Raw genomic sequence first — 3,787 nt, forward strand, 5'->3', positions numbered from 1 at the left:
TGAAGGCAGGCGGCGCGCGACGAGTCGCTTTCGGACTAGCCGTCGCAATTAACATCAAATTAGCTCGCTACGCCGAGAAAGAAAACTTAGCGCGAGCACCGCAAAAATCAGCACGCCCGTGGCCACCTGCTGCCAGTAAAAATTCCAGCCACTCAGCAGTAAGCCATTCGCCACCAGACTCAACAGCAGCACGCCCAGCAGCGTGCCCGGCACATTGGGGCACCGGGCACGCGAAAGCGTTGTGCCAATAAATGTGGCGCCAATCGCATTGAGCAGATAGCCATTACCGGCTTGCGGCACATAAGCTTTCACCATCGATGAAAGCAGCAGCCCCACGACGCCATAAATGAGTGCGCCCGCAACAAACGTCCCCAGAATTGTCACCGCGACGGGCAGGCCCGAATAACGCGCGACGCCAGGCTGAGTACCGAGCGCCGCGCTATAGCGCCCGAACACCGAATGCGCGAGCGCGACATGTACGAGCGGCGCGAGCACGGCAACGATCCACAGCGGCATCGGCACGCCCGCGAAGGTGCCGTGTGCCAGCGCACTGAACAACGTCGGCAGATCGACGCCGAGCAGATAGATCGGTTGCCCGCCGTCGGTCGCGAGTTGCTGAAGGGTCTGGCCGATGAACAGCGTGCCGAGCGTCGCCAGAAACGGCGCGATCCCCAGGCCCGCAACCAGTACACCGTTGAACAAGCCCACCAGCAAGGCAGCACTGAGCGCCGCCACCGCTGCCAGCGGCACGCCGACATGGTGTGCGCTCAGCACCACGAACACGAGGCTGCTGACGTCGATAGCCGTACCGATCGACAGATCGACCGCGCCAATCGACAACGCGAGTGTCATGCCCAGCGCGGCAATCGCCAGCAGAGCGAAGTTGTTGAGCAGGACATCGGCGAGATTGCCCGGTCGCGCGAAGCCTGGCGACCAGAGTGCGAAGAACACGCTAACGGCGATCAGCGCGCCAGGCAGCGAAAAGCGCTGAACGCGCGTGAACCAGTCAGTCATGAGCGTCGATTCCGAGGTGACGGCGGCGCAACAGCGCCGTGGTGGCGACGACGAACAGGATCAGCGTGCCTTCGACGCCATTGACCCAGTAGCTGGAGACGTTGTCGAGCTGAAACCCGTTGCCGATCACGCCGATAAAAAGTACCGCCAGCAGCGTGCCCGGCATGGTCGGCACCATGCGTCGCGAGAACACCACGCCGAGCAGCGCGGACGCCACGACTGCCAGCAGGTTTTCGCCTGCGCCCGGCGAGCTGCCGCTGAGCAGCGCCGACGACGCCAATGCCGCTAGCGCCGCCGCGAGGCCTCCGAGCAGATAGCTCAAGGCCACATAGCCACGCACGTTCAAGCCCGCCGCCCGCGCGGCCTGAGCGTGTTCGCCGCTCACGCGCAGGCGTAGCCCGAACGGCGTGTAATGCACCAGCACGGCAAACAGCAGGGCGACGGCCAGCAACGCCATGGCGAGATGCGGAATGCCGAACGCGCCTTCGTCGATCAGAAAAGCCAGCAGCGGCGAAGCAGCCGGTACCGACGTGTTCTGCGTGAGCACGAGTTCGAGGCCTGCGCAGAGATTCATCGTCGTAAGCGTGGCGAGCAGCGGCAGGATGCGCAGGCCGAGAACCGCGAATGCGTTCAGCGCGCCGACTGCCACGCCCGCCGCGAGCGCGAGTCCCACGGCCGCCGTCGCCGACATGCCCGCGCGCAGGGCAACGGCATGCACTGCGGCGCACAGGCCCATGTTCGCAGCGATCGACAGATCGAGGCCACCCTTGATCGGATCTGCGCCGCCGCCGATCAGCACGGCGGTGAGCCCCAAACCCAGCACGCCGACCACCGCCGATTGCTGCACGATATTCGCGAGATTCGCGAGCGTCAGAAAAAGCGGCGAGGTGGCCGCGAAAACTGCGAACACCAGCGCGAACGCGAGCATGGCTCCGCCGCGTACCCAGAATCGAGTGCTCGCGATGCCGCTGGGACGCGCCGTGCCCGCATTGGCGCGATCGTCGTTGAGCGGGTCGTTCGAACGCAGCGCAACGCGCCCGATGGCCTTACCGGTCATGTTGCGTTCTCCTCTTTCAGTACGCCAGAGTTGCCGGTACGCGCGAGCGTGGCCCACGCAAGTAGGTCTTGGGTGCTGAGTGCATGCGATGGCACGTCCTGCACGATTGCGCCGCGCGCCAGCACCAGCACGCGGTCGGTCACGTCAAGCAGTTCGTGCAGATCGCTCGAGAAAATCAACACGGCCGCGCCTCGCGCGACCAACGCGTCGATCAGCCGGTAGATATCCGCTTTCGCGCCGACATCGACGCCCACCGTCGGCTCGTCGAGGATATAGATAGCGGCATCATCGTCAGTCGCGCGGCCCAACCACTTACCGAGCGCTACCTTCTGCTGGTTGCCGCCCGACAGATGCCGCACCGGCGCAAGCGGCCCAGATGTACGCACGCCGAGCGTGTCGATCAGCGTGCGCGCCGCTGCCGTTTCCCGGCGGGTGTTGACCAGACCGAAGCGACTGAAACGCGCGAGCGCGGTCAGCGAGAGGTTGTCACGCACGGGCATGGCGGTCATCACGCCCTGGCGGCGGCGATCTTCGGGCACGAAGGCGATACCTTTGCGCACCGCATCGGCGGGACGCTGCAGGCGCACGGTCTTGCCGCGCACGCGCAATTCGCCCCGCACGCCGCGCTCAAGACCGAATAGACTGCGGACCAGCGGCTTGCCGCCCGAACCCACCAGCCCTGTCACGCCCAGCACCTCGCCGCGCCTGAGCGCGAACGACAACGGCCCGAAGCGGCCCGGCGCATGCAGATCGCGCGCCTCCAGCACCACGTCCTGAGATGATGTCTCGACACGTCGCGCACGCGCCTGCGGCTGCTCGCCGAGCATCGCAGAAACCAGCGTTTCGACGGGCGTTGCGCGGGCATCGACGTGAGTGACATCGACACCGTCGCGCAACACTGTCACGCGATCGCAGAGCGAAGCTATCTCGTTCAGATAATGCGAGACGTAAAGAATCGTCAGGCCGCGCGCGCGTAGCTGATCGATCGTCCGCAGCAGGCGGTCGACCTCGCGGCTTACGAGTGCGGCAGTGGGTTCGTCGAATACCAGAATGCGCGGCGAGCGGATCAGCGCGCGCGTGATCTGCACGATCTGCTGCTCGGCGACGCTGAGTTCGCCGATCAGCCGGTCCGGCGGCAAGGCAATGGCAAAATGCGCTTCCAACGCCTCGGCGGCACGCCTACGCATGCGGCGCTGATGGAGCGGGAGCAGCGCGCGAAGGCGTCCCGCGCATGGCGTCACGACGGGTTCGTCGCCGAGTGCGAGTGCTTCGGCCACGGTGAACGTCGGCGACAGCAGCCGCTCCTGATGAATGAAGGCGATCTCGCTGCGAGTGCCGGCGTCGATCGCCACGCCATCGACGTGAATCTCGCCCGTGTCCGCGCGCTCCAGACCCGCGAGGATCTTGATGAGCGTCGATTTGCCCGCGCCGTTCTGCCCGATCAGGCCATGCACGGTGCCGCGCGCGGCGCTCAATGACGCGCCGCGCAGCGCCTGCACGCCGTCATATTGCTTCACGAGACGGCGCAGTTCGAGTGCGGGCGCGTCGCCGGTCAATGAGTTCATGCCGGCGCGCTCACTTTGACGCGATCTGGCCGTTCTGCGCGCCCTGACCAAGCGATTTCTGCACATCGCCCGCGTTGTCCTTGGTCACCAGAATCGACGGCACGTAAGTGTAGGGCGGTAGATTGCGCTCGCCGGCAAGATAGCGCGCCAC

The 3,787-nt window shown here is 65.6% G+C and carries 3 protein-coding genes and 1 pseudogene; all 4 read right to left on the bottom strand.

From position 1 onward, the window contains the following. Positions 1–54: 54 nt before the first annotated feature. Entirely contained in the window at positions 55–1,014 is a 960-nt protein-coding gene (locus VG320_RS31100; RefSeq protein ID WP_327203905.1) for an ABC transporter permease, read from the bottom strand. Continuing rightward, positions 1,007–2,071 carry an ABC transporter permease gene (locus VG320_RS31105; RefSeq protein ID WP_327203906.1) on the bottom strand — a complete coding sequence of 355 codons (1,065 nt, stop codon included), beginning with the start codon at positions 2,069–2,071 and terminating at the stop codon, positions 1,007–1,009. Before VG320_RS31105 ends, VG320_RS31100 begins: the two co-directional genes overlap by 8 nt. Next, a complete protein-coding gene (locus VG320_RS31110; RefSeq protein WP_327203907.1) occupies positions 2,068–3,636 on the bottom strand; it encodes a sugar ABC transporter ATP-binding protein in 1,569 nt (522 codons plus the stop codon). The genes VG320_RS31105 and VG320_RS31110 overlap by 4 nt, the downstream gene beginning before the upstream one ends. A 10-nt stretch (positions 3,637–3,646) precedes the next feature. Continuing rightward, positions 3,647–3,787, bottom strand: a pseudogene (locus VG320_RS31115) (sugar ABC transporter substrate-binding protein); the annotation flags it as partial.

The sequence above is a fragment of the Paraburkholderia sp. genome, from assembly GCF_035948235.1.
In the GTDB taxonomy this organism is placed as follows: domain Bacteria; phylum Pseudomonadota; class Gammaproteobacteria; order Burkholderiales; family Burkholderiaceae; genus Paraburkholderia.